The sequence below is a fragment of the Pseudomonas sp. 1L-C-7-B-C1 genome, from assembly GCF_057291635.1.
The window spans coordinates 209,228-232,483 of record NZ_JBXAWH010000011.1 but is presented as its reverse complement, the minus strand read 5'-3'; the positions used below and the strand labels follow the sequence as shown (position 1 = coordinate 232,483).

Here is a 23,256-nt window from a genome sequence, read left to right as displayed (position 1 = left end):
GGCCCGCAAGGCGCACGCGCTCAAGAAGGCCGGCGACTGATGGCGCATTTCATCGCGCCGTAGGGAAGGTAAGCAACATGGTACAGGTGAGACCCCACCAGCCGATCAACACTGACGGCAGTATCAACCTCGACGCGTGGCTGGATCACGTGGTCAGCGTCGACCTCGCAGTGGACCGACAGGCCCTCAAAGAGGCCTGTGAATTTGCCCGGCACGCCGAGCAACAGGACAACGCCGCGAAGAACCTCTGGGCGGAGGGCACGTCGAGTTTTCAGACGGGTCTGGAAATCGCTGAAATCCTGGCCGACCTCAAGCTCGATCAGGACTCCCTCGTTGCCGCCGTGATTTATCGCGGCGTTCGCGAAGGCAAGATCTCGCTGCCCGACGTCAACCAGCGCTTTGGCCCCACCGTCGCCAAACTCATCGACGGCGTGCTGCGCATGGCGGCGATCAGCGCCAGTCTCAGCCCGCGTCAGTCCCTGGTGCTCGGCACTCAGGCCCAGGTCGAAAACCTGCGCAAGATGCTGGTGGCCATGGTCGACGACGTGCGCGTCGCGCTGATCAAGCTCGCCGAACGGACGTGCGCCATCCGGGCGGTGAAGAACACCGACGACGAAAAGCGCAACCGCGTCGCCCGGGAAGTCTTCGACATCTACGCGCCGCTGGCCCACCGACTGGGTATCGGTCATATCAAATGGGAGCTGGAGGACCTTTCCTTCCGCTACCTGGAGCCCGAGCAGTACAAGCAGATCGCCAAGCTGCTGCACGAACGCCGCCTTGATCGCGAGCGCTTCATCACCGACGTGATGTCCCAGCTTGAGAACGAGCTGCTGGCCACTGGCGTGACGGCCGACATCAGCGGCCGGGCCAAGCACATCTACTCGATCTGGCGAAAGATGCAGCGCAAAGGCCTGGAATTCAGCCAGATCTACGACGTTCGCGCCGTTCGTGTGCTGGTGCCGGAGATGCGCGATTGCTACACCGCCCTCGGCATTGTCCACACTTTGTGGCGGCACATTCCCAAGGAATTCGACGACTACATCGCCAACCCCAAGGAAAACGGCTATCGCTCGCTGCACACGGCAGTGATCGGTCCGGAGGGCAAGGTGCTGGAAGTGCAGATCCGCACCCACGCCATGCACGAAGAGGCCGAACTGGGCGTCTGCGCCCACTGGAAATACAAGGGCACCGACGTCAAATCCGGCTCCAATCACTACGAAGAGAAAATCTCCTGGCTGCGTCAGGTGCTCGAATGGCACGAAGAGCTGGGCGACATCGGCGGGCTGGCGGAACAGCTGCGCGTGGATATCGAACCCGACCGCGTTTACGTGTTTACCCCGGACGGCCACGCGATCGACCTGCCCAAGGGGGCGACGCCGCTGGACTTCGCCTACCGCGTGCACACTGAGATCGGCCACAACTGCCGTGGCGCGAAGATCAACGGGCGCATCGTGCCGCTCAACTACAGCCTGCAGACCGGCGAGCAGGTCGAGATCATCACCAGCAAGCACGGCACGCCGAGCCGCGACTGGCTGAACTCGAACCTGGGTTACATCACCACGTCTCGGGCGCGGGCGAAGATCGTGCACTGGTACAAGCTGCAGGCGCGCGACCAGAACGTCGCCGCCGGCAAGGTGTTGCTGGAGCGCGAGCTGGCGCGTCTGGCGCTGCCGCAAGTGGACTTCGACAAGCTGGCCGAGAAGGCCAACATGAAGATGGCCGAAGACATGTTCGCGGCCCTCGGTGCCGGCGACCTGCGCATTGCGCAGCTGGTCAATCTGGCCCAGCAACTGGTCGAGCCTGAACGCGGCAACGAGCAGCTGGAGCTGATTCCGCGCAAGGCCACCGGCTACAAGCCGGGCAAGCGCGGCGACATTCAGATCCAGGGCGTCGGCAACCTGATGACGCAGATGGCCGGCTGCTGCCAGCCGCTGCCGGGCGATGCCATCGTCGGTTACATCACCCAGGGCCGCGGCGTGAGCATTCACCGTCAGGACTGCGCCTCGGTGCTGCAACTGGGCGGGCGCGAACCCGAGCGCATCATTCAGGTGAGCTGGGGCCCGGTGCCGGTGCTCACCTATCCGGTGGACATCATCATCCGCGCCTACGACCGGTCCGGCCTGCTGCGCGACGTCTCGCAAATCCTGCTCAACGAGCGCATCAACGTCCTGGCGGTCAACACCCGCTCGAACAAGGAAGACAACACCGCGCTGATGTCGCTGACCATCGAGATCCCGGGCCTGGACGCGTTGGGCCGGCTGCTGGGGCGCATCTCGCAACTGCCGAACATCATCGAAACGCGGCGTAACAGAACGCCGTGAGGCGTAGCTGCAAGCTACAAGCGGCAAGCCACAAGCTGCAAGCTGTACGCGCACGGCTTGAAGCTTGTGGCTTGCCGCTTGAAGCTGTGACCAAAGGGATCCCTCATGTATAGCCTCCAAGACCTCCTCAACCTCATGGCCCGCTTGCGCGATCCGCAATTCGGTTGCCCGTGGGACGTGAAGCAGCATTACGCGAGCATCGTGCCGCACACCCTTGAAGAAGCCTACGAAGTGGCCGACGCCATCGAGCGTGGCGATTTCGATGACCTGCGCGGCGAGCTCGGCGATTTGCTGTTTCAGGTGGTGTATTACTGCCAGCTGGCGCGGGAAGAAGGGCGCTTCGAGTTTGACGGTGTGGTCGACGGCATCACCCGCAAACTGATTCGCCGTCATCCCCACGTGTTCCCGACCGGCGATCTGTACGCGCCACTGGAAACCCCGCGTCTCAGCGAGGAGCAGGTCAAGCAGCGCTGGGAACAGATCAAGGCTGAGGAGCGCGCGGAAAAGGCCAGCGCCCCTGAGCAGCTTTCCCTGCTCGATGATGTGCCGGCGGTATTGCCTGCGCTGTCGCGGGCGGCGAAGTTGCAGAAGCGCGCCGCCCAAGTCGGGTTCGACTGGCCGGATGCGCTGCCCGTGGTCGACAACGTGCGCGAGGAACTCGACGAAGTCCTCGAGGCCATGGCCGACAACGACAGCGCTGCCATCACCGAAGAGGTCGGCGATCTGCTGTTCGCCGCCGTCAATCTGGCCCGGCACCTTAAGGTCGACCCGGAAAATGCCCTGCGCGCCGCCAATGCCAAATTCGAGCGGCGTTTCAGATTTATCGAACAGACCTTGCGCGACACCCGGCGCCCCATCGAAGATTGCAGCCTCGAAGAGATGGATGCGCTCTGGGGCGAAGCCAAGCGTCAGGAAAAGATCACGCCCAACTGCGGTTGAGTTGACTATTTAGAGAGAGAAGACAGATGGCGGGTATTTCCCTTCGTGACCAGTTGTTGAAAGCCGGACTGGTCAATGAAAAGCAGGCCAAGCAGGCCAGCAAGAGCAAGCAGAAGGAGCAGCGTCTGGTGCATAAGGGCCAGGCAGTGGCGGACGACACCAGCCAGCGCGCGGCCCAGGAAGCGATGGCCGAGAAGGCCAAACGGGATCAGGAGTTGAACCGTCAGCAGCAGGAAAAAATCGAGCAGAAAGCCCGTGCCGCCCAGGTCAAGCAACTGATCGAAGCCACGCGCCTGCCGAAGCTGACCACCGAGGACTACTACAACTTCGTTGACGACAAGAAGGTCAAGCGCCTGTCGGTCAACCCTTTGATGCGCAGCAAGCTGAGCAGCGGCGCGCTGGCCATCGTGCACCACGGCGGCACCTACGAGGTGATCCCCCGGGAAGCCGCCCTCAAGGTGCAAGAGCGCGATCCCCGCCGCATCGTCATGCTCAGCGCACCCACCGAAGAGCCGGATGGCGATGATCCTTATGCCGCGTACAAGATCCCTGATGACCTGATGTGGTGATTCCTTGCGAAGGGGCATGAGCTAAATCTTCAGAGGGTGCAGTACCGCTTTAGTGAGCAAGCTCACTCCCACCTAGTTCGCATTGTCTGTATGAAAGGGTTGCGCTGGGGCATCGTGAAAGGCGGACCTCTGGTGAACAACAGAACCCGCCGAGAGGCGGGTTTTGTTTTGCTGCGATTCCGAAATTACGAATGACTGGCCTGTAGCTTCGCTTCTTGCTCGGCTAGTTCTGCTGCGTAACGCTGTGCGTCCGATTCGTAATGAAACATCCCTACCAATTGGTCTTGCTGGCGAACATCCCAGATCTGGATGCCATCGGCGATGGTTTCGTGGGAGATATGGGCGTCGTCGCGTTCAGTAACAGTTACGGTCATAGTGCAAACTCCTGACTCTTGGATATCTGCGGCAGGACGTCGCAGGCCTTCTTTATAGTTTTTGATAGGCGGCTAAGTAAATGTGCGCGTCCGGCAACAGTTATTTACCGAATCCGTAACAGTGCGCTAAATGCTTGTATTCGAAGGGAGTGTGGCGTTTTGTCACACCCGGTTGAGGGCCATGAAGAATCTTTCATGTAGGCCCATGTGTCTCTCAGCGCCAAGAAAAAACCCGCCATGGAGGCGGGTTTTTTCGTAGTGCGCTCGGCGGTGGCGTGTCTTAACTGCCTTTGACCGACTTACCGTTCACCGTGCCGTCCTGCAGCATGATGTTGTATTCCTTGCCGTCGGTTTCAACCTGTTGCAGGCGAACCAGCAGGTAGTCGTAGTCTTTGGCGAACCACATCACGGTGATGCGTTTGTTCTGCGTAGGGTCACGCACGCGCTCGACCTTGATGGCGTCGACCGAACCGACTTTGGTCTCGACCTTTTCAGTGCCCAGGACGCGGAAGTCATAGGTGTCGATCTCGTCACCATCGACCACCTGATACGACATGCTCTTTTTGCCCGCTGCCACGTCATGCTGCAGCGCGAGCTGGTAGGTGGACTTGTCGAGAACGCCGGCATTCAGCGGGATTTTCACCGCGTCGCCACGGTCCGAGCCGGTGATAAATTTGGTGGGCCAGTCGAATACCAGATCGACCGTTTTGCTCTTGCCCAGGCCGCCACGTTCGAAGTGGTAGGTCTGCGGCAGCAACTGATCCTTGTCGACCTTGATCGTGCTGACTTCGGTCAGGCTGGCGATCATCATCGATGCCTTGAAGTTCAGGGTCCAGGTGCCGTTGGCGTTCTTTTCGAGGCTGCGGCTGGCGCTGCCGCCGCTCATGGGGAGTTGTTTCCAGTCAGCGGTGTAGCTGGCGGAGAAAGGTTGAAGGTCGGCCGCGTTGACTGCGGGAAGTGCGAACAGAGCGAAAGCGAAGAGCAAAGCGCGACGCATAATATCTCCTAATGTCGGATCAAGTGGCCGCTGGGCCCTAGGCCCTGGCCGTCCAGTGAGGCGCCGTGTTCGTCGAGGGTCAAGCGTCCTTCGGCAAACCAGCGAATGGCCAGGGGATATATCAGGTGTTCCTGGGCGTGAACCCTTTGTGCCAGCGTGGCGGGCGTGTCGTGCAACTCTACAGAAACAACTGCCTGTACGACCAGAGGCCCCCCATCGAGTTCCTCGGTGACAAAGTGCACGCTGCAGCCATGCTCGGCATCGCCGGCGTCCAGCGCCCGTTGATGGGTGTGCAGGCCTTTATACCGCGGAAGCAGGGAAGGGTGAATGTTCAGCAGGCGGCCATGGTAGTGGCGGACGAACCCGGACGTGAGGATGCGCATGAACCCGGCGAGCACGACCAGCGACGGCTGAAACGAATCGATGGCTTCGATCAGCGCCGCATCGAAGGCCTCGCGACCTTCGTAGCCGGTGTGATCGAGCACGCGAGTGTCGATCCCCGCGCGAGCGGCCCGCTCGAGCCCGAAGGCATCGGCGCGGTTGGAAATCACCGCCCGGATGCGCGCAGGGCTCGCGCTGTCCTGAAAGCTGTCAATCATCGCCTGCAGGTTGCCGCCGGTGCCGGACAGCAGCACCACCACGTCACAGGGTTGGGGCATCTCAGGCATTAATGAGCCTTGACGTTCTTCAGCTCGACTTGTGCAGCGCCTTCGGCAGCGGTGCCGATCTGGCCGATGACCCACGGCTGCTCGCCGGCGTCACGCAGGGCGTTCAGCGAGACTTCAACGTGTTCCTGGGCAACACAGATGACCATGCCAACGCCGCAGTTCAGCACGCGGTGCATTTCGTGCTCATCCACGTTGCCATTTTCCTGCAGCCAGTCAAACACCGCCGGGCGGGTCCAGCTCGCCACGTCGACGATGGCCTGTGCGCCTTCAGGCAGCACGCGCGGAATGTTATCCAGCAAGCCGCCGCCGGTGATGTGGGCCATGGCTTTAACCGCGCCGGTGTCTTTGATCAGCTTGAGCAGTTGCTTGACGTAAATGCGGGTCGGCGCCATCAGCAGTTCGGTCAGCGGCTTGCCGTCGAGCTGGATGGTGTCGATGTCGGCACCCGACACTTCGATGATCTTGCGGATCAGCGAGTAACCGTTGGAATGCGGACCGGAAGAGGGGAGCGCGATCAGTGCGTCGCCCGCTGCAACCTTGGAGCCGTCGATGATCTCGGCTTTTTCCACCACGCCGACGCAGAAACCGGCCAGGTCGTAGTCTTCGCCTTCGTACATGCCGGGCATTTCAGCGGTTTCGCCGCCGACCAGGGAGCAGCCGGCCAGTTCGCAGCCCGCGCCGATGCCGGTGACCACTTGGGCGGCGGTGTCGACGTTCAGCTTGCCGGTGGCGTAGTAGTCGAGGAAGAACAGCGGCTCAGCGCCGCAGACCACCAGATCGTTGACGCACATGGCGACCAGGTCGATGCCGATGGTGTCGTGTTTGTTGAGATTCAGCGCCAGACGCAGCTTGGTGCCGACACCGTCGGTGCCACTGACCAGCACAGGCTGCTTGTAGCCGGCCGGGATTTCGCACAGAGCGCCGAAGCCCCCGAGGCCGCCCATCACTTCCGGGCGCTTGGTGCGCTTGGCGACGCTCTTGATGCGTTCGACCAGCGCTTCACCGGCGTCGATGTCTACACCGGCGTCTTTGTAGCTCAGGGAGGGTTGCTTGCTCATGATCCAGGCCTTTAAGGGGGGGATTCGGGGTAACGACCGAGTGGCAACGACGCGGGGCCTTGTCATCGCCGGTCTGCGAAGGCGCGCGATTTTATCAGGGTTGGGCGCAAGCGGCCATCCTTGGGCCGACGGGCAGGACGACCGTGAAGAAAAAATAACCGGGTTTATCCTGCCGCACCCGTTCGTCGCCGCAAGGATCCGGTGTAACGTTGGCGCCTGAGTGAGCGATTCGGCTGCACCTGCGGTCTGAGTCGGTTCATTCAAGTTTATGCGGCTATTTATAGCGTTGCCTTTTTTACCCAGCGGGAATCCTTCATGCGTCCACCTTCATTCATGCGCCTAAAAAACTGCCTGTTCGTGGGTTGTCTCTCATTGATGAGTCTGCCGGCGCTCGCCGAGACGGTGAACACGCTTTATCAGGTGCGCGAGCCCGTCAGTGGCCAGACCCCGGACGAGAAAACCCGTGCCACCCAGGCTGCGCTGGAAACCCTGGTCATCCGCCTGACCGGCGACCCCAAGGCGGTGCAGAACGGCGGCCTTGCCGAGGTGCGCAAGGACCCTCAGCAAATTATCAGCCAGTACGGTTATGACGCCGGCCCACCCGAGACCCTGCAGGTCGACTTCGACCCGGCGAGCACCGAACGCGTGATGCGTCAGGCGGGGCTGCCGTTGTGGGGCACCAACCGTCCGGTGATCATGGCCTGGTGGTTGAACGATGCGACTGACGGCGCCAATCTGGTCGGCGACGGCCAAGCCTCCGCCGAACCTCTGCGTCGCGCCGCTCAGCATCGCGGTCTGCCGTTGCGTCTGCCGCTGGCCGACCTGGGCGAGCAAGGCATCGGCAACGCCAAGACCCTCGACGGCAACGACGTCGGCCCGCTCAAAGAGGCTTCCGAGCGTTACGGTTCAGACGCGATTCTGGCGGTACACGCGCAGGAAAACGGCGGCCAGTGGCAGGGCAAATGGCACCTGTGGCTGGGCGACAAGATGGAGCAGGGCAGCGCCAGCGGCGCGAGTTCGGCGGAACTGGCCGATGCGGTGCTGTTGGCGGTGAGCCAGCGTCTGGCGCCGCGTTTCGTGGTCAAGCCCGGCGCGGCGACCGGCATGGTGCTGGATGTGCAGGGCATGAATCTTGAGCGTTATGCGCAGCTGTTGCGCCTGCTCGAACCGTTCGGTGGCCGCCTGAAATCAGCCGACGGTGATCGCGTCGCTTTCGACGTCAGCGGCAGCCCCGATCAGTTGCGGTCCCAGCTGTCGCTGGCGAAGTTGCAGGAAGTGCCGGCCAGTGAGCTCGCCAGCGCGCCGGTTAATTCCGCGCCCAACCCGGCGCCGGCGTCTGCTGACGGCACGCCCGCAGCACCGCAGCCGCCTGCTGTTTCCGACAGCGCACTGCACTTCCGTTGGTGAACAGGTTCATAACGACGTTGCGCAAAGCACATCATCTTGGGGAAAGAGGCAGTAATGACTGATACGCGTCGTTGGTTCTGGCTGGGCGGGGTTGTCCTGGTCTGTTTGTTCGTCTGGCTGCTGCATTCGATTCTGACGCCGTTCCTCGTGGCCTTGCTGCTGGCGTACATGGGCGATCCGCTGGCAGACCGGCTGGAAAAACTGAAAATGTCCCGCACCATGAGTGTGGTGACGGTGTTCCTGTTGTTCACCCTGATTTTCATGGGACTGCTGTTGGTGCTGGTGCCGATGCTGGCCAAGCAGCTTTATCGCCTGTACGAACTGGCGCCGCAGATCCTCGACTGGCTGCAGCACACCGCCCTGCCGTGGACACAGGCCAAGCTGGGCCTGGCAGACGGGTTCTGGAAGTTCGACAAGGTCAAGGCGGCGATCTCGGAGCACATGGGTCAGACTGGCGACATCGTCGGCATCGTCCTGTCCCAGGCCACCACCTCGACCCTGGCGCTGATCGGCTGGCTGACCAATCTGGTGCTGATCCCGGTGGTCTGCTTCTACTTGCTGCGTGACTGGGACGTGATGACCGCCAAGGTCCGCAGCCTGTTGCCGCGTCACCGCGAGAAGAAGATTGTCGCCCTGGCGGACGAGTGCCATGAGGTCTTGGGCGCGTTCATTCGTGGTCAGTTGCTGGTGATGGTCGCGCTGGGCGTGATCTACGCCGCCGGGTTGATGCTGGTCGGGCTGGAGCTGGGGCTGTTGATCGGTGTCATCGCCGGCCTGGCGGCCATCGTGCCGTACATGGGTTTCGTGATCGGCATCGGCTCGGCGATACTGGCGGGCTTCTTCCAGTTCGGCGGCGACCTGTACCCGATGCTGGGCATCGTGGCGGTGTTCATAGTCGGTCAGGCGCTGGAAGGCATGGTGCTGACGCCATTGCTGGTAGGCGACCGCATTGGCCTGCACCCGGTCGCGGTGATCTTCGCCATCCTGGCGGGCGGCGAGCTGTTCGGCTTCACTGGCATCCTGCTGGCGCTCCCGGTGGCGGCGGTGATCATGGTGTTGGTGCGCCACGTTCATGACCTGTACAAGGATTCTGACATCTACGGCGGTCTGGACGACCCGGATCTCTGATTCCCGCGAATCAGGATGCGTACCGGCGCGCGGTGTTCACCGCGCGCCTCCTTTCTCGGCGGGTTTTGCCCGTATTCCCCAGTGATACCAGTGACCTACGCAAGCCTTTGATTTTGCTGGCGGTCTGCCGCATTGTGCGGCCAGCCCTGCGGGTATAGACTTTGCGCACTTTTCACAGAGGCCATTTGGCGGTTCGTCTCGAACCGTTCAGCCAGCATGAAACCAGTTCAGCTGCCCCTGAGTGTGCGTCTGCGTGATGACGCCACCTTCATCAATTACTATCCAGGCGCCAATGCCGCTGCACTCGGCTATGTCGAGCGGCTGTGCGAAGCCGAGGCCGGCTGGACGGAGAGTCTGATTTATCTGTGGGGCAAGAACGGGGTAGGGCGCACGCATCTGTTGCAGGCCGCCTGCCTGCGTTTCGAACAGATGGGCGAGCCGGCGGTTTACCTGCCGATGGCCGAGTTGCTCGATCAAGGCATCGGCCTGTTCGATCATCTGGAGCAGTACGAACTGGTGTGCCTCGATGACTTGCAGGCGGTGGTCGGCAAGCCTGAGTGGGAAGAAGCGTTGTTCCATCTGTTCAACCGCCTTCGCGACAGCGGCCGACGCTTGCTTATCGCCGCTTCATGCTCGCCGAGGGAGCTGCCGGTCAAGCTGGCCGACTTGAAATCACGGCTGACCATGGCGCTCGTGTTCCAGATGCGTCTGTTGTCCGACGAGGAAAAGCTCCGCGCCCTGCAGTTACGCGCCTCGCGTCGCGGGCTGCACCTGACCGATGAGGTGGGGCATTTCATCCTTACCCGCGGCAAGCGCAGCATGAGCGCGCTGTTCGACCTGCTTGAGCAACTCGATCAGGCCTCGCTCCAGGCCCAGCGCAAGCTGACCATTCCCTTCCTCAAAGAAACCCTCGGTTGGTAGGCGCGTCCGTGGTCGATCCGGCCCTGGTGCTGCAAACCGCCGCGGCTCTGCGCCACGCCACCCGTATTCTGATCATCACCGGCGCCGGCCTCTCGGCTGATTCGGGTCTGCCAACCTATCGCGGTGTCGGTGGACTGTATAACGGCGAGACCGACGACGGCCTGCCCATCGAAATGGCCTTGTCCGGCCCGATGCTGCGTCGTGATCCCGCGCTGTGCTGGAAGTACATCGCACAATTGGGCAGCGCTTGCCTGGGCGGACGTCCCAATGCGGCGCACTACGCCATCGCCGAATTGCAGCGGCGCAAGCCGGAGTGCTGGGTATTGACGCAAAACGTCGACGGCTACCATCGCGCCGCAGGCAGTCCACCGGAACGGCTGATCGAAATTCACGGCCAGTTGGCGCCGCTCTACTGTCAATCTTGTGGCGCCGAGGATCTACAGTTGAGCGAACATCTCAACCGGCCATTGCCACCACTGTGTCCCCGCTGTACTGGCGTTCTGCGGCCATCGGTGGTGTTGTTTGGGGAGATGTTGCCGGAGTTGGCACTGAACGTGCTTGAGAGGGAGATGGCAAAAGGCTTTGACGCTGTGCTCAGCATCGGAACCACCGCCAGCTTCCCGTACATTCATGAGTCTATGCTGCGCGCTCGGGTGACGGGAGGCTTTACTGCCGAGATAAATCCTTCGCCGACCGATCATTCCGCGCATATGGATGCGTTTCTGAGGTGTAGAGCCTTAGAAGTGATGGACGACATCGTAAGTCACATTTGTTTCGATTGAATTTGCAAATGGGTACGATAGCGGGCATAGTTTCGGCTTCTTTACACTTCAGCCACGGTCGTGCACATGCTAAACCGCTTCGCACCCCTCGTGCCTCTCGCACTCGTAACGCTGTTGTTCGGCTGCGCGGCCCAGATGCCGACGTCGCAACAACAGTCGCAAAGCCCCCAGTTCCGGGACTCTGCCACTGCTCAATCCGCTACCAAGCGCGCCGACTACGCCTCTTCCGTACTGGATGACGAAGTCGCCACTGAAGACGAGCTCGCTCAGTTTGCCGACAACAAGCCATACCGATTGCCGGTTCTGGCTGACAGCATCCTCGAACGCGGCAAATCCTTGATAGGCACTCGCTATCGCTTTGGCGGCACGTCGACCACCTCCGGTTTCGACTGCAGCGGTTTCATCGGTTACCTCTTCCGTGAAGAGGCGGGCATGAGCCTGCCGCGGTCTTCCCGCGAAATGATCAATATCGATGCCCCTCTCATCAAGCGCAATGACCTCAAGCCGGGCGATCTGCTGTTCTTCAGCACCGCCGGCCGTGGTCGTGTCAGCCATGCGGGCATCTACCTGGGCGATGACCAGTTCATCCATTCCAGCAGCCGCCGCAGCGGTGGCGTCCGCGTCGACAGCCTCGACGATGCCTACTGGGCCAAGACCTTCATCGAAGCCAAACGCGCACTGGCCATGGCACCTTCAACGGTACCTGAAACCACCACCGCGATGACCTCGACTACCATCAAGCGCCAACACCGTTAATTCCGGGCGCGTAGAGGGTTCGGCCCTCTTGCGCGCAACCCCGGCTGTCGGCAAAGTAAGCTGCACCCCGCACAGGTTGTCGTGTTTATGTCGTTAACGGTTCGCCTGATGGTTGCCTCTCTGGCTGTGCTGCTGGCCGCGTGTTCCAGCACTCCACCGCCCGCTCCGCGCAAGGTCGTCTATCGGCCTGTGGTTTCCGCTCCTCCCCAGTTTGCTTCACCGCTCGCCGACGACGTCTTGTTGCGCGCGATCGGCCTCGTTGGCACGCCCTATCGCTGGGGCGGCAACACGCCTGATTCGGGATTCGATTGCAGTGGCCTGATCGGCTACGTCTACCACGATGCGGCGGGGATCACCTTGCCGCGGTCGACACGGGATATGATCACCCTGCGCGGTCCTGACATCGATCGCAGTCAGCTGCAGACCGGTGATCTGGTGTTCTTCGCCACCAGCGGCGGCTCCCACGTCAGCCATGCCGGCATCTACGTCGGGGAAGGGCGATTCGTTCACGCACCAGCCACCGGCGGCACCGTCAAACTCGACAGCCTCGACAAGCCCTATTGGCAAAAAGCCTGGCTGAACGCCAAACGCGTTATCCAGCCATCGAACCTCGCCAGGCAATAGTCGCTTCTGAGGCAATGTGTTCATGGGCTGTTGCTGCATGAACACCTGTGCCTTTCAGGGTGAAATCCCGTAAACCCGTGGGCGCTCTGCCCACGGTTCGATTGACGCTCCCCAGTCAACCCTCTAACCTTCGCGCCATGTTTCAGGTGCCCGGGACTTCGTTGGTCCACAGGGTGAAACAGGGAAGCCGGTGCGATTGCTCGTGCGATCAATTCCGGCGCTGCCTCCGCAACGGTAAATGAGTCTGGGCCACGCACGATGCCACTGTGTTCGCTGAACATGGGAAGGCGCATGGCCTGCCACGCTTGTGGCAACTCATGAGTCCGGAGACCGGCCTGATCCATCGAACAGCATCACGGAGGGCGATGCTCTGCTGCAGGCCGGCCTTGTCCGGTGCCTGCTGACAGTCTTTGCCCGTGCCCTCCGTCTGCCACACCTGCCCTCAAGCGGAGAGCTGAGATGAGCGAATCCCCCGAACGTGACGAACGCCACCTGGCGCGCATGCTGCGCAAAAAGGCGGTGATGGACGAGCGCATTTCCAGCGCGCCGAATGAATGCGGATTGCTGTTGGTGCTGACCGGCAACGGCAAAGGCAAGAGCAGTTCGGCGTTCGGCATGCTCGCCCGCGCCATGGGCCACGGCATGCAGTGCGGCGTCGTTCAGTTCATCAAAGGCCGCCACAGCACCGGCGAAGAGCTGTTCTTCCGCCGCTTCCCTGAACAAGTGCGTTACCACGTGATGGGCGAGGGCTTCACCTGGGAAACCCAGGACCGCCAGCGTGACATCGCCGCCGCCGAAGCCGCCTGGGCCGTGGCCCGGGAGATGCTCAAGGACGCGTCCATCGGTATGGTCGTGCTCGATGAGCTGAACATCGCCCTCAAGCACGGTTATCTGGACCTGGAGCAGGTGCTGAGCGATCTGCAGGCACGGCCACCGATGCAGCATGTGATCGTCACCGGTCGCGGGGCGAAGCATGAATTGATCGACCTTTCAGACACCGTGTCCGAAATCGGCGTGGTCAAGCATGCCTTTCAAGCCGGCATCAAGGCCCAGAAAGGCATCGAACTGTGAGTGAGCGTCAACCCCGGCACTGCCCGGCAGTGCTGATCGCAGCGCCGGCGTCCGGTCAGGGCAAAACCACCGTCACTGCCGCACTGGCCCGTCTGCACCGCAATCAGGGGCGCAAGGTGCGCGTGTTCAAATGTGGGCCGGACTTTCTCGACCCGATGATTCTTGAACGCGCCAGCGGCCATCCGGTGTACCAACTGGACATGTGGATGATCGGCGAGGACGAAAGCCGGCGCCTTTTATGGGAAGCCGCTGCCGATGCCGACCTGATCCTCATCGAAGGCGTCATGGGCTTGTTCGACGGCACCCCCTCCAGCGCCGACCTGGCGCGGCGTTTCGGCGTGCCGGTGCTGGGCGTGATTGACGGCACGGCCATGGCCCAGACCTTCGGCGCTTTGGCGCTGGGACTGGCGCGCTATCAGCCGGATCTGCCGTTCGCCGGCGTGCTGGCCAATCGCGTCGGTACGGTGCGCCACGCGCAGTTGCTGGAAGGCAGCCTGACCGAAGGCCTGCGCTGGTACGGCGCGCTGTCCCGTGAAACCGGCATTGAGCTGCCCAGCCGGCACCTCGGCCTGGTGCAGGCCAGCGAATTGAATGACCTGGACATGCGCCTCGACGCTGCCGCCACCGCGCTGGCCAGCACCTGCGACGCCACCTTGCCACCGTCCGTGACCTTTACCGCGCCGGAATTCGTGCCGGCCGAACCGCTGCTGGCCGGGGTGAAAATCGCCATCGCCCATGACGAGGCGTTCGCGTTTTTCTACGGCGCCAGCCTGGACCTGCTTCGGGAGATGGGCGCAGAACTGTCCTTCTTCTCGCCGATCCGCGACCGCGAATTACCCGACGCCGACAGTCTGTATCTGCCCGGTGGCTACCCGGAATTGCATCACACCGCGCTGGCGGAAAACCACAGCATGCTCGCCGCGATTCGCGCGCACCACGCCGCCGGCAAACCCTTGCTCGCCGAATGCGGCGGCATGTTGTACCTGCTCGATGCCCTGACCGATGTCGACGGCCAGCGCGCCGAAGGGGTGGGCTTGCTCAAGGGTGAAGCCGTGATGCAAAAGCGTCTGGCAGCCCTTGCCCTGCAATCGGTCGAACTGCCGGAAGGCACCTTGCGTGGCCATACCTATCACCACTCCCTGACCAGCACCGAACTGACCCCCATCGCCCGCGGCCTCAGCCCCAATGGCGGGCGCGGCGCCGAAGCGGTGTACCGCGAAGGACGCATGACTGCGTCGTACGTGCACTTCTACTTCCCCTCGAATCCCCAGGCGATGGCGGCGCTGTTTTTGCCATGAGCCTGGCCAATGCAATCGCCGCATTCTGTGGGAGCGAGCTTGCTCGCGAAGGCTGTCTTTCTGACGTAATTGCCTGTCTGACCCAACGCTTTCGCGAGCAAGCTCACTCCTACATGGGGCGCATCGCAGGTGATTGCTGTGTTTCACGCGCGGGACAGGCGACTCCATGACTGAACACACCTTCACCGATCCCGAACGCGCCGCCGTTTACCGTGCCATCGCCGAGCGTCGCGACATGCGCCACTTCTGCGGCGGCACGGTCGCGCCCGAGTTGCTGGCCCGCCTGCTCGAAGCCGCGCACCACGCGCCAAGCGTCGGATTGATGCAGCCGTGGCGCTTCCTGCGGATCACCGACCCGGCATTGCGTGGGCAGATTCAGGCGCAGGTGGAGGAGGAGCGTATTCGCACTGCCGAAGCCCTCGGCGAGCGCTCTGACGATTTCATGAAGCTGAAGGTCGAGGGCATCAGCGACTGCGCCGAGGTATTGGTCGCCGCGCTGATGGACGACCGCGACAAACACATCTTCGGCCGTCGCACCTTGCCGGAAATGGACATGGCGTCGCTGTCATGCGCGATCCAGAACCTCTGGCTGGCGGCGCGTGCCGAAGGCCTCGGGATGGGCTGGGTATCGCTGTTCGACCCCCTGGCCCTGGCCGATCTGCTGAAGATGCCAACCGGTTCAAAACCCCTGGCAATTCTGTGCCTGGGTCCCGTCAAGGAGTTCTACCCGGCGCCGATGCTGGTGCTGGAGGGCTGGGCGCAGCCGCGCGCGCTGCAGGAACTGGTTTACGAGAATACATGGGGAGTGATTGCATGAGCGTGGCGTTATTGAGCGTCGCCGGGGTCGCGCTGGACGCGTTGCTCGGCGAGCCAAAACGGAACCACCCGCTGGTGGCGTTCGGCCGCTTTGCCGAGCGCATCGAACAGCGCCTGAATGCCGCCGGCCGGGGCTGGCGCAGCCATGGCGTGACCGCATGGTTCATCGCCGTGATTCCCCTGACCCTGATCGCCACGCTGCTCAGTTGGTTGCCGTTGATTGGCTGGCTGGTGGAAGTCCTGGCGCTTTATTGCGCGTTGGGTTTGCGCAGTCTGGGTGAGCACGTCGAGCCGGTCGCCCAGGCGCTGCGCAGCGATGATCTGGACGAAGCACGCCGACGGGTCGGCTATCTGGTCAGTCGCCAGACGTCCGAACTGGACAGCACCGAAGTGGCCCGCGCGGCCACGGAATCGGTGCTGGAAAACGGCAGCGATGCGGTGTTCGCGGCAATCTTCTGGTTCGTCGTGCTGGGCGCGCCGGGCGTCGTGCTCTACCGCCTGAGCAACACCCTCGATGCCATGTGGGGCTATCGCAACGAGCGCTTCGAACGCTTCGGCTGGGCGGCGGCGAAAATCGACGACCTGCTCAACTACATTCCGGCCCGCCTGGTGGCGTTGACCTACGCGCTGCTGGGCAACACCCGATTGGCCCTGCGCTGCTGGCGCACCCAGGCACCGAAGTGGGACAGCCCCAACGCAGGTCCGGTGATGGCCGCCGGCGCCGGTGCGTTGGGCGTCGAACTGGGTGGTGCGGCGATTTATCACGGCGAGCTGCATGAGCGCGCGACCCTGGGCGAAGGTGTCCCGGCGGACGCGAATTCCATTGATCGCGGTTGGCAACTGGTGCAGCGCGGCGTGTGGCTGTGGTTGCTGATCTTGTGTCTGGGGACAGAATTCTATGCTTGAACATGGCGGCCGATTGCGTGGCGCAGTCCTGAAATATGGCATTGAAGAATCGAGCTGGCTTGACCTGTCCAGCGGGATTTCGCCGTGGTCGTGGCCGATCCCGGCGATTCCTGAAGCGGCTTGGGCGCGCCTGCCGGAAACCGATGACGGTCTGGAAGCCGCCGCCCGCCGCTATTACGGCGCTACGGACGTGCTGCCGGTGGCCGGTTCCCAAGCGGCGATCCAGGCGCTGCCGCGTCTGCGTCAGGCGGGCAAGGTCGGCGTGCTGTCGCCGTGCTACGCCGAGCACGCCGAGGCCTGGCGCAATACCGGCTTTCTGGTGCGCGAGGTGCTGGAGCACGAGGTGGAGCGGTTCATCGACACCCTTGATGTGCTCGTCGTAGTCAACCCGAACAACCCCACCGGCCTGAGCTTGCCGCCTGAACGCCTGCTGGAATGGCACGCCCGTCTGGCCCAGCGCGGCGCCTGGCTGGTGGTGGACGAGGCGTTCATGGACAACACGCCGGAGTTGAGCCTGGCGGCGTACACCCAGCGCGCGGGCCTGATCGTGTTGCGCTCGTTCGGCAAGTTTTTCGGGTTGGCCGGTGTGCGCCTGGGCTTTGTGCTGGCGGAGCCGCGGTTTCTGAAAGTCATGGCGCGGCAGATCGGCCCCTGGTCGGTCAGCGGACCCACGCGGATCATCGGTCAGGCCTGTCTCATCGACGTGGCCGGCCATCAACGCCAGCGCCAGCGCACCGAGCAGGCCAGCCAGCGTCTGGTCGACGTGCTTAATCGCCACGGCTTCGCGCCCAAGGGCGGCTGCGCGCTGTTCCAGTGGCTGATCACACCGCTGGCGGAAGAACTTTACGAATTCTGTGCGCAGCGGGGCGTCCTTCTGCGGATCTTTACTCACAACAGCAGCCTGCGCTTCGGCCTGCCCCGCGAGGAAGCCGACTGGCATCGTCTGGAACAGACGCTCAGCGAATTTTCCCGGGAGCGCTTATGACCCTCGGCAAAACCCTGATGGTGCAGGGCACCACCTCCGACGCCGGCAAAAGCACGCTGGTGACGGCGCTGTGCCGCTGGCTGACCCGTCAGGGCGTGCGCACCGTGCCGTTCAAGCCGCAGAACATGGCGCTGAACAGCGCAGTGACTGCCGACGGCGGGGAGATCGGTCGCGCCCAGGCGGTCCAAGCCCAGGCCTGTGGCCTCGAGCCCCACACCGACATGAACCCGGTGCTGCTCAAACCCAACAGTGATACCGGCGCGCAAGTGATCATTCATGGTCGCGCCGTCACTACCATGAACGCCGTGGCCTACCACGACTACAAAGCCATCGCCATGCAAGCCGTACTCGCTTCCCACCGCCGCCTCAGCGAAGGCTGGCCGGTGGTCATGGTCGAAGGCGCCGGGTCGCCAGCCGAGATCAACCTGCGCGCCGGCGATATCGCCAACATGGGCTTTGCCGAAGCGGTGGATTGCCCGGTGCTGCTGGTGGCGGACATCAATCGCGGCGGGGTATTTGCCCATCTGGTCGGCACGCTGGAATTGCTTTCGCCCAGCGAACAGGCGCGGGTCAAAGGCTTCATCATCAATCGTTTTCGCGGTGACATCGCCCTGTTGCAGCCGGGCCTCGACTGGCTCGAACAGCGCACCGGCAAACCGGTGGTGGGCGTGCTGCCCTACGTGATGGACCTGCACCTTGAAGCCGAAGACGGCCTCGACCAGCGCCAGACCGACAAGGCCGAGCAGGTGCTTAACGTCATCGTGCCGGTCCTGCCGCGCATCAGTAACCACACCGATTTCGACCCGCTGCGCCTGCATCCCCAGGTGAATCTGCAATTCGTCGGGCCGGGGCAGGCGATTCCCGGGGCTGATCTGATTATCCTGCCCGGCTCAAAAAGCGTGCGCAGCGATCTTGCCTATCTGCGCGCCAATGGCTGGGACACCGCCATCGGCCGCCACCTGCGTTACGGCGGTAAGGTGCTGGGCATCTGCGGTGGCCTGCAAATGCTCGGCGAGCAGCTGCATGACCCGCTGGGGCTTGAAGGCGCGGCCGGTTCCAGTCCGGGATTGGGACTGTTGGCCCTGAGCACGGTGCTGGAAGAAGAGAAGCAACTGCGCAATGTGAGCGGTCGCCTGACCCTCGAAGACGCCGACGTCAGCGGCTACGAGATTCATGCGGGGGTGACTACCGGCGCGGCGCTGGAACGTCCATTGGTCCAGCTCGCCGACGGTCGCTGCGATGGCGCGCGCAGCCCGGACGGCCAGGTCTTCGGCACGTACCTGCACGGGCTGTTCGAGAACCCCGCGTCGAGCAGCGCCTTGCTGCGGTGGGCCGGTCTGCAGAATGTGCAGTCGGTGGATTACCACGCCCTGCGCGAACGCGACATCGAGCGCCTGGCCGATCTGGTGGAAACCCACCTGGACGGCACACTGCTGCGTGAACTCTGCGGCCTGGAGCAACGTTGATGCTGCAATTGATCCTCGGCGGGGCGCGCTCCGGTAAAAGTCGGCTGGCGGAAAAGCAGGCCAGCGAAAGCGGCCTCGACGTCATCTATATCGCCACCAGTCAGCCGCTTGACGGTGAAATGAACCAGCGTGTCGCCTTGCACCGCCAGCGTCGTCCGGCGCAATGGGGGTTGATCGAAGAACCCATCGAGCTGGCCCGCGTGCTCCGGGAAAACGCCGGGGAGGGCCGCTGCCTGTTGGTGGATTGCCTGACCCTGTGGCTGACCAATCTGTTGATGCTGGACGATCCGCAGCGCCTGGCTGAAGAGCGCGAAGCCTTGCTCGACGGCCTGGCTAAACTGCCGGGCGACATCATTTTTGTCAGCAACGAAACCGGGCTCGGCGTCGTGCCACTCGGTGAGCTGACCCGCCGTTATGTCGATGAAGCCGGCTGGCTGCATCAGACGCTGGCCGAACGCTGCCATCGCGTGGTGTTTATCGTTGCCGGACTGCCCATGATCCTCAAAGGACCCGCACTATGAGTAACGCCTGGTGGCTCGCGCCTGCCCGTGACGTCGATCAAGCCAGCCGCGACCACGCGCTGGCCCGGCAGCAGCAATTGACCAAGCCGACCGGCTCACTGGGCCGGCTGGAAGACGTTGCGGTTCAGCTGGCTGGCCTGCAGGGTCGCCTGAAGCCGGAGGTCGATGAGGTCTGGATCGCGATTTTTGCCGGCGATCACGGCGTGGTCGCTGAAGGGGTTTCGGCGTACCCCCAGGAAGTGACCGGGCAGATGCTGCACAACTTCATCATGGGCGGCGCGGCAATCAGCGTGCTGGCCCGGCAATTGTCCGCGCAACTGGACGTGGTCGATCTGGGTACGGTTGCCCCGCTGGACCTGCCGGGCGTGCGTCACCTCAACCTCGGTCCGGGCACCGCGAACTTTGCCCACGGCCCAGCGATGACTGAGGCGCAGCTGCATGCTGCCCTTGGAGGCGGTCGCGACAGCGTGTTGCGCGCCAAGGCGTCGGGCGCCGAGTTGTTCATCGGCGGGGAAATGGGCATCGGCAACACCACCGTCGCCACTGCGCTGGCGTGCGCGCTGCTCGATTGCCGGCCCACCTCGCTGGTCGGCCCCGGCACCGGTCTGGATGCCGAGGGGGTGAACCACAAAGCGCAAGTGATCGAGCGGGCCCTGCGCCTGCATGCCGATGCTGTCGATGATGCGCTGGACAGTCTGCGCGCCCTCGGTGGTTTTGAAGTCGCGGCGCTGGTCGGTGCGTACCTGGCCTGTGCCCAGGAGGGCATCGCTGCGCTGGTCGATGGCTTTATCTGTTCCGTGGCGGCGCTGGTGGCGGTGGGTATCAATCCGTCCTGTCGGGAGTGGCTGTTCTTCGGCCACCGTGGCGCCGAGCCGGGCCATCGTCTGGTGCTGGACGCGCTGCAGGCCGAGCCGTTGCTGGACCTTGGATTGCGTCTGGGCGAAGGCAGCGGCGCGGCGCTCGCGGTGCCGTTGTTGCGTCTGGCCTGCGAGTTGCACAACGGCATGGCGACCTTCGCCGAGGCCGCGGTGGCAGACCGCCCGGCATGACCTTGCATCTGGACCTGCTGCGCCACGGCGAAACCGAATTCGGCGGCGGCCTGCGCGGCAGCATCGATGACGCGCTGACTGACACCGGCTGGCAGCAGATGCGCGCGGCAGTGGTTGGTCGTGGCCCCTGGGACCGCATCGTCAGCTCGCCCCTGCAACGCTGCGCGCGCTTCGCCGACGAACTGGCCGAGCGACTGGGCTTGCTCGTGGAGTTGGAAGTCGATCTTCAGGAATTGCACTTTGGTGACTGGGAAGGGCAGAGCCCCGCGCAATTGATGGAAACCGACGCCGCCGGGTTGGGACGCTTCTGGGAGGACCCGTACGGGTTTACGCCGCCCAACGGCGAGCCGGTCCAGGCATTTGCCACCCGCGTGTTGGCCGCCGTTGAGCGGTTGCAGCGGGCGTGTGAGGGTCAGCGCGTTCTGCTGATCAGTCATGGCGGGGTGATGCGTCTCTTGCTGGCCCGCGCCCGCGGTCTGCCTCGCGAGCAATTGCTGCAGGTCACGGTGGCTCATGGCGGTATGTTCAGTCTCCATGTGCAGGCCAACAGCGAGTTGACGGAGGTTTAAATGCTGCCGTTCTGGATTGCCTTGCAGTTCCTCAGCAGCTTGCCGATTCGCCTGCCGGGCATGCCGACGCCCCAGGAGTCGGGGCGCTCGCTGCTGTTTTACCCGCTGGTCGGATTGCTGTTCGGCGTACTGTTGATGGCGATGGACCATCTGCTCGACGGCGCGCCGACACTGTTGCATGCCGCCTTGCTGCTGGCGGCCTGGGTGATGCTCAGCGGAGGGCTGCACTTGGACGGCCTCGCTGATAGTGCGGACGCCTGGCTCGGTGGATTCGGCGACCGCGAACGTACGCTGACGATCATGAAAGACCCCCGGAGCGGCCCGATTGCCGTGGTCACCCTGGTGGTGGTGTTGCTCTTGAAGTACAGCGCGGTGGTGGCGTTGATTGGAACCCACAATGGTGTTGGCCTGCTGCTGGCGCCGGTGATCGGCCGCGCGGCGATGCTGGCGCTGTTTCTGAACACGCCCTATGTGCGCGCCGGCGGGCTGGGCCAGGCGCTGGCCGATCATCTGCCGCGCCAGACGGGCGTGCGGGTGCTGGCGGCGGTGGCGGTGGTCTGCGTGCTCATCGGTGGCGGTCCGGCGGCGTGGGTGCTGGTGGTGGCAGCGGGTGGGTTCTTCTGGCTGCGCCGGGTGATGATGCGACGTTTGGGCGGCAGCACCGGCGACACCGCCGGCGCGATGCTCGAACTGCTCGAAACCCTGGTGCTGGTGACATTGGCGCTGATGGGCGATTGATTTGTCGTTTAACATCCTGCATCGGCGCGCGGCAAACACCGTCCATGTCGGAGCGAGGTTGCTCGCGAAGACGCCATTCCAGCTGCTGAAAATTTATTGGATGTACCGACGTCTTCGCGAGCAAGCTCGCTCCCACAGGATCTGCGGTCCGCTCGATATCTATGGCAAGCCACTGGAACCTGTGGGACTGACCGGGGTGGCGCTCCACCTTGCTCAAGAAGGGGCCGGAACTGTTAGCCACTTCTCTGGTGACTGAAAGTGAGCCTTCGCGAGCAAGCTAGCTCCCAAATTGATGAGTCGGCGGATCAGCCGGAGAGGTGTCATGCATAGCGTTGCGCTGGTGGTGTACCCGCATTTTCAGTCCCTCAGCCTGTCGGTCGGGTCCGTGCTGACCTGCGCGAACCTGATGCAGGGCGAGGCGGCGTACTCCTTTCATCTGGTGTCGGAGAGCGGCGGGGAGGTGATGTCGTCCGAAGGCTTCTCGGTCAACACCACGCCATTGCAGCCCGAGGGTTACGACACGATCATCGTCAGCGGCTACATGGACCTGCAATTGCCCACCCCCAGCCTGCTTGCGTTCGTGCGCACCGCCTCGGCTCAATCGCGGCGGGTGGCGTCGCTGTGCACGGGCGGGTTTGTGCTGGCGGAGGCCGGGCTGCTCGACGGTAAGCGCGCGACCATGCACTGGATTCACGCCCCTGAGTTTCGCAAGCGTTACCCCAACGTTCGCGTCGAGGACGACAAGCTGTTTACCGTGGATGGTCAGATCTGGACCGGCGCGGGCATGAGCGCCGGCCTTGATCTCGCGCTGGCGATGGTCGAGAACGACCTCGGCGCCGACATCGCCCGGCAGGTCGCGCGCAAACTGGTGATCTATCAACGGCGCGGCAGCGAGCATTCTCAGCTGTCGACGCTGCTGGAGCTGGACCCCAAGTCCGATCGCGTGCAACTGGCGCTGGCCTATGCCCGCGAGAACCTCAAAAGCGATCTCTCCATCGATGCCCTGGCGGCCATTGCCCGGTTGAGCCCCCGCCAGTTCAGTCGGGTGTTCCGCGAGGAAACCGGGCAGACCCCGGCGAAAGCCATCGAATGCCTGCGGGTGGAAGTGGCGCGGGCGATGATGGAAACCAGTAAGCACCCTATTGAAGTGGTTGCTCTGGAGACCGGTTTCGGCGATCGCGAAAGAATGCGCCAGGCGTTTCTGCGCAACTTCGGTGAGCCGCCCCAGGCTATGCAGCGAGCGTTCACAGCCACCGACAAAGCCAGTTGATGGCCCCGTTTCCTTGGCGCGCT

General features: G+C 63.2%; 24 protein-coding genes and 1 riboswitch. Of the genes, 20 read left to right on the top strand and 4 right to left on the bottom strand.

What is annotated here, in order from left to right:
* The first annotated feature begins 77 nt into the window (after positions 1–77).
* From relA to AC0Z8Z_RS18235, 3 genes are all read left to right on the top strand, one after another.
* Positions 78–2,321, top strand: a complete 2,244-nt coding sequence (relA, locus tag AC0Z8Z_RS18245) for a GTP diphosphokinase (RefSeq protein ID WP_122622221.1) — start codon at positions 78–80, stop codon at positions 2,319–2,321.
* 105 nt (positions 2,322–2,426) lie between these two features.
* The gene (gene mazG / locus AC0Z8Z_RS18240) at positions 2,427–3,260 is read left to right on the top strand and encodes a nucleoside triphosphate pyrophosphohydrolase (protein WP_485620027.1); all 834 of its coding nucleotides are present in this window, start codon (positions 2,427–2,429) and stop codon (positions 3,258–3,260) included.
* 26 nt (positions 3,261–3,286) lie between these two features.
* Positions 3,287–3,829, top strand: coding sequence for a DUF2058 domain-containing protein (locus AC0Z8Z_RS18235; RefSeq protein WP_122535702.1), 543 nt, complete (start codon positions 3,287–3,289; stop codon positions 3,827–3,829).
* Between the two features lie 185 nt (positions 3,830–4,014).
* On the opposite strand, the gene AC0Z8Z_RS18230 is transcribed toward AC0Z8Z_RS18235, so the two are convergent.
* The 4 genes from AC0Z8Z_RS18230 to purM all read right to left on the bottom strand — a co-directional run bounded on the left by AC0Z8Z_RS18230 (position 4,015) and on the right by purM (position 6,926).
* On the bottom strand, positions 4,015–4,203 hold the full coding sequence (locus AC0Z8Z_RS18230; RefSeq protein ID WP_172609298.1) for a hypothetical protein: 189 nt from the start codon (positions 4,201–4,203) through the stop codon (positions 4,015–4,017).
* 280 nt (positions 4,204–4,483) lie between these two features.
* Positions 4,484–5,200, bottom strand: coding sequence for a DUF3108 domain-containing protein (locus tag AC0Z8Z_RS18225; protein WP_122535700.1), 717 nt, complete (start codon positions 5,198–5,200; stop codon positions 4,484–4,486).
* Between the two features lie 8 nt (positions 5,201–5,208).
* Positions 5,209–5,859 carry a phosphoribosylglycinamide formyltransferase gene (gene purN / locus AC0Z8Z_RS18220; protein ID WP_485620045.1) on the bottom strand — a complete coding sequence of 217 codons (651 nt, stop codon included), beginning with the start codon at positions 5,857–5,859 and terminating at the stop codon, positions 5,209–5,211.
* Positions 5,860–5,867: 8 nt separating this feature from the next.
* Complete coding sequence (gene purM / locus AC0Z8Z_RS18215) at positions 5,868–6,926, bottom strand: phosphoribosylformylglycinamidine cyclo-ligase (protein WP_485620026.1); 1,059 nt, start codon at positions 6,924–6,926, stop codon at positions 5,868–5,870.
* 333 nt (positions 6,927–7,259) lie between these two features.
* On the opposite strand from purM, the gene AC0Z8Z_RS18210 reads away from it, so the two are divergent.
* The 17 genes from AC0Z8Z_RS18210 to AC0Z8Z_RS18130 all read left to right on the top strand — a co-directional run bounded on the left by AC0Z8Z_RS18210 (position 7,260) and on the right by AC0Z8Z_RS18130 (position 23,233).
* Positions 7,260–8,333 carry a DUF2066 domain-containing protein gene (locus AC0Z8Z_RS18210; protein WP_485620043.1) on the top strand — a complete coding sequence of 358 codons (1,074 nt, stop codon included), beginning with the start codon at positions 7,260–7,262 and terminating at the stop codon, positions 8,331–8,333.
* Between the two features lie 54 nt (positions 8,334–8,387).
* Positions 8,388–9,461, top strand: coding sequence for an AI-2E family transporter (locus AC0Z8Z_RS18205; RefSeq protein ID WP_485620025.1), 1,074 nt, complete (start codon positions 8,388–8,390; stop codon positions 9,459–9,461).
* A 216-nt stretch (positions 9,462–9,677) separates the two neighbouring features.
* Entirely contained in the window at positions 9,678–10,382 is a 705-nt protein-coding gene (gene hda, locus AC0Z8Z_RS18200; RefSeq protein ID WP_074890952.1) for a DnaA regulatory inactivator Hda, read from the top strand.
* Positions 10,383–10,390: 8 nt separating this feature from the next.
* Positions 10,391–11,164, top strand: coding sequence for an NAD-dependent deacylase (locus tag AC0Z8Z_RS18195; RefSeq protein WP_485620023.1), 774 nt, complete (start codon positions 10,391–10,393; stop codon positions 11,162–11,164).
* 66 nt (positions 11,165–11,230) lie between these two features.
* Positions 11,231–11,920: a C40 family peptidase gene (locus AC0Z8Z_RS18190; RefSeq protein ID WP_122535695.1), complete on the top strand. Its 690-nt coding sequence runs from the start codon at positions 11,231–11,233 to the stop codon at positions 11,918–11,920.
* Positions 11,921–12,007: 87 nt separating this feature from the next.
* On the top strand, positions 12,008–12,544 hold the full coding sequence (locus tag AC0Z8Z_RS18185; RefSeq protein ID WP_485620022.1) for a C40 family peptidase: 537 nt from the start codon (positions 12,008–12,010) through the stop codon (positions 12,542–12,544).
* A gap of 127 nt (positions 12,545–12,671) precedes the next feature.
* A riboswitch (cobalamin riboswitch) is annotated at positions 12,672–12,897 on the top strand.
* 106 nt (positions 12,898–13,003) lie between these two features.
* Positions 13,004–13,615 carry a cob(I)yrinic acid a,c-diamide adenosyltransferase gene (gene cobO, locus AC0Z8Z_RS18180; protein ID WP_485620021.1) on the top strand — a complete coding sequence of 204 codons (612 nt, stop codon included), beginning with the start codon at positions 13,004–13,006 and terminating at the stop codon, positions 13,613–13,615.
* The gene (locus AC0Z8Z_RS18175; protein WP_485620020.1) at positions 13,612–14,913 is read left to right on the top strand and encodes a cobyrinic acid a,c-diamide synthase CobB; all 1,302 of its coding nucleotides are present in this window, start codon (positions 13,612–13,614) and stop codon (positions 14,911–14,913) included. Before cobO ends, AC0Z8Z_RS18175 begins: the two co-directional genes overlap by 4 nt.
* 166 nt (positions 14,914–15,079) lie before the next feature.
* Positions 15,080–15,730, top strand: a complete 651-nt coding sequence (gene bluB, locus AC0Z8Z_RS18170; protein ID WP_485620019.1) for a 5,6-dimethylbenzimidazole synthase — start codon at positions 15,080–15,082, stop codon at positions 15,728–15,730.
* Positions 15,727–16,635 carry an adenosylcobinamide-phosphate synthase CbiB gene (gene cbiB, locus AC0Z8Z_RS18165; RefSeq protein WP_485620018.1) on the top strand — a complete coding sequence of 303 codons (909 nt, stop codon included), beginning with the start codon at positions 15,727–15,729 and terminating at the stop codon, positions 16,633–16,635. Before bluB ends, cbiB begins: the two co-directional genes overlap by 4 nt.
* The gene (cobD, locus tag AC0Z8Z_RS18160; protein WP_485620017.1) at positions 16,628–17,620 is read left to right on the top strand and encodes a threonine-phosphate decarboxylase CobD; all 993 of its coding nucleotides are present in this window, start codon (positions 16,628–16,630) and stop codon (positions 17,618–17,620) included. The genes cbiB and cobD overlap by 8 nt, the downstream gene beginning before the upstream one ends.
* Positions 17,617–19,086 carry a cobyric acid synthase gene (locus tag AC0Z8Z_RS18155; protein ID WP_485620016.1) on the top strand — a complete coding sequence of 490 codons (1,470 nt, stop codon included), beginning with the start codon at positions 17,617–17,619 and terminating at the stop codon, positions 19,084–19,086. Before cobD ends, AC0Z8Z_RS18155 begins: the two co-directional genes overlap by 4 nt.
* Positions 19,086–19,607, top strand: coding sequence for a bifunctional adenosylcobinamide kinase/adenosylcobinamide-phosphate guanylyltransferase (gene cobU / locus AC0Z8Z_RS18150; protein ID WP_485620015.1), 522 nt, complete (start codon positions 19,086–19,088; stop codon positions 19,605–19,607). Before AC0Z8Z_RS18155 ends, cobU begins: the two co-directional genes overlap by 1 nt.
* Positions 19,604–20,656 carry a nicotinate-nucleotide--dimethylbenzimidazole phosphoribosyltransferase gene (cobT, locus tag AC0Z8Z_RS18145; protein WP_485620014.1) on the top strand — a complete coding sequence of 351 codons (1,053 nt, stop codon included), beginning with the start codon at positions 19,604–19,606 and terminating at the stop codon, positions 20,654–20,656. The genes cobU and cobT overlap by 4 nt, the downstream gene beginning before the upstream one ends.
* A complete protein-coding gene (gene cobC / locus AC0Z8Z_RS18140) occupies positions 20,653–21,225 on the top strand; it encodes an alpha-ribazole phosphatase family protein (protein WP_485620013.1) in 573 nt (190 codons plus the stop codon). The genes cobT and cobC overlap by 4 nt, the downstream gene beginning before the upstream one ends.
* A complete protein-coding gene (locus tag AC0Z8Z_RS18135) occupies positions 21,226–21,963 on the top strand; it encodes an adenosylcobinamide-GDP ribazoletransferase (RefSeq protein WP_485620012.1) in 738 nt (245 codons plus the stop codon).
* 322 nt (positions 21,964–22,285) lie between these two features.
* Entirely contained in the window at positions 22,286–23,233 is a 948-nt protein-coding gene (locus tag AC0Z8Z_RS18130; RefSeq protein WP_485620010.1) for a GlxA family transcriptional regulator, read from the top strand.
* Positions 23,234–23,256: the final 23 nt, after the last annotated feature.

Coding starts and splice junctions, on each gene's coding strand:
- purN (WP_485620045.1), bottom strand. CDS start 5,859: ATGCCCCAACCCTGTGACGTGGTGGTGCTGCTGTCCGGCACCGGCGGC.
- AC0Z8Z_RS18225 (WP_122535700.1), bottom strand. CDS start 5,200: ATGCGTCGCGCTTTGCTCTTCGCTTTCGCTCTGTTCGCACTTCCCGCA.
- AC0Z8Z_RS18205 (WP_485620025.1), top strand. CDS start 8,388: ATGACTGATACGCGTCGTTGGTTCTGGCTGGGCGGGGTTGTCCTGGTC.
- AC0Z8Z_RS18210 (WP_485620043.1), top strand. CDS start 7,260: ATGCGCCTAAAAAACTGCCTGTTCGTGGGTTGTCTCTCATTGATGAGT.
- AC0Z8Z_RS18185 (WP_485620022.1), top strand. CDS start 12,008: ATGTCGTTAACGGTTCGCCTGATGGTTGCCTCTCTGGCTGTGCTGCTG.
- relA (WP_122622221.1), top strand. CDS start 78: ATGGTACAGGTGAGACCCCACCAGCCGATCAACACTGACGGCAGTATC.
- cobU (WP_485620015.1), top strand. CDS start 19,086: ATGCTGCAATTGATCCTCGGCGGGGCGCGCTCCGGTAAAAGTCGGCTG.
- cbiB (WP_485620018.1), top strand. CDS start 15,727: ATGAGCGTGGCGTTATTGAGCGTCGCCGGGGTCGCGCTGGACGCGTTG.
- cobD (WP_485620017.1), top strand. CDS start 16,628: ATGCTTGAACATGGCGGCCGATTGCGTGGCGCAGTCCTGAAATATGGC.
- AC0Z8Z_RS18135 (WP_485620012.1), top strand. CDS start 21,226: ATGCTGCCGTTCTGGATTGCCTTGCAGTTCCTCAGCAGCTTGCCGATT.
- mazG (WP_485620027.1), top strand. CDS start 2,427: ATGTATAGCCTCCAAGACCTCCTCAACCTCATGGCCCGCTTGCGCGAT.
- AC0Z8Z_RS18230 (WP_172609298.1), bottom strand. CDS start 4,203: ATGACCGTAACTGTTACTGAACGCGACGACGCCCATATCTCCCACGAA.
- bluB (WP_485620019.1), top strand. CDS start 15,080: ATGACTGAACACACCTTCACCGATCCCGAACGCGCCGCCGTTTACCGT.
- AC0Z8Z_RS18130 (WP_485620010.1), top strand. CDS start 22,286: ATGCATAGCGTTGCGCTGGTGGTGTACCCGCATTTTCAGTCCCTCAGC.
- purM (WP_485620026.1), bottom strand. CDS start 6,926: ATGAGCAAGCAACCCTCCCTGAGCTACAAAGACGCCGGTGTAGACATC.
- AC0Z8Z_RS18155 (WP_485620016.1), top strand. CDS start 17,617: ATGACCCTCGGCAAAACCCTGATGGTGCAGGGCACCACCTCCGACGCC.
- cobO (WP_485620021.1), top strand. CDS start 13,004: ATGAGCGAATCCCCCGAACGTGACGAACGCCACCTGGCGCGCATGCTG.
- AC0Z8Z_RS18190 (WP_122535695.1), top strand. CDS start 11,231: ATGCTAAACCGCTTCGCACCCCTCGTGCCTCTCGCACTCGTAACGCTG.
- hda (WP_074890952.1), top strand. CDS start 9,678: ATGAAACCAGTTCAGCTGCCCCTGAGTGTGCGTCTGCGTGATGACGCC.
- AC0Z8Z_RS18235 (WP_122535702.1), top strand. CDS start 3,287: ATGGCGGGTATTTCCCTTCGTGACCAGTTGTTGAAAGCCGGACTGGTC.
- cobC (WP_485620013.1), top strand. CDS start 20,653: ATGACCTTGCATCTGGACCTGCTGCGCCACGGCGAAACCGAATTCGGC.
- cobT (WP_485620014.1), top strand. CDS start 19,604: ATGAGTAACGCCTGGTGGCTCGCGCCTGCCCGTGACGTCGATCAAGCC.